The 584-nt window shown below is 54.1% G+C and carries 1 protein-coding gene; it reads right to left on the bottom strand.

Annotation, left to right across the window (positions count from 1 at the left end; translation table 11 throughout):
• Positions 1 to 499, bottom strand: a 499-nt coding sequence (locus tag DEQ92_RS21505; protein ID WP_147299557.1) for a hypothetical protein, incomplete at its 3' end; no start/stop codon positions are given.
• Positions 500 to 584: the final 85 nt, after the last annotated feature.

Here is a 584-nt window from a genome sequence, read left to right as displayed (position 1 = left end):
CGCGGATCCCCTGACGACTGAACTTGTAATCGTACTCATCACTAAGTATTGATTTGATCGCCCGCGACGACGTCGGCGCCTCGAGCTTGTATGTAATCGCGTGGAGGATCCGTTCGAGCGCCTCGAAACCCTCTGGGAACTTTCTTTTCAACACCCACGCACGCTTCAACGCGTCGTAAACGAACTCACTGAACTCGTAGCCGTCGTCTTCGAGCCACCGTGCAGAGTCCCTGCTTATCTCGATGGCTTTCGTGTCGCCTGTCTTGATTTCTGAGATGAACCCCGACCGATTCATGTCCGTAATGATATGTTTCGTCCAGGATTCACTCAACTCTGTTCCCTCGTCGTTCTCTGCCGATTCGATCGCCTCCTTGCAGACCGGGACGAACTCCTCTTTGGTCGGTGGGTTTTCGAGTGAATCGAGTGTACTCAGGATGACACGGTACCGTCGCTGATCGTTCGGCAGACCAGGGACCGCAGGCGGAAATCGTCTGGTCATTATTCACTCACCCATGGGTGGGCCTATTCATCGTCCTCTGCCTCACGAACGTAGTACGTCTCATCGTTGATTAGTGGCGTCGGGA

Origin of the sequence: Haloferax sp. Atlit-6N (genome assembly GCF_003383195.1) — an archaeon.
GTDB lineage: Archaea > Halobacteriota > Halobacteria > Halobacteriales > Haloferacaceae > Haloferax > Haloferax gibbonsii.
The sequence above is the reverse complement of the archived record's forward strand: the minus strand, read 5'-3'. Positions and strand labels throughout refer to the sequence as shown.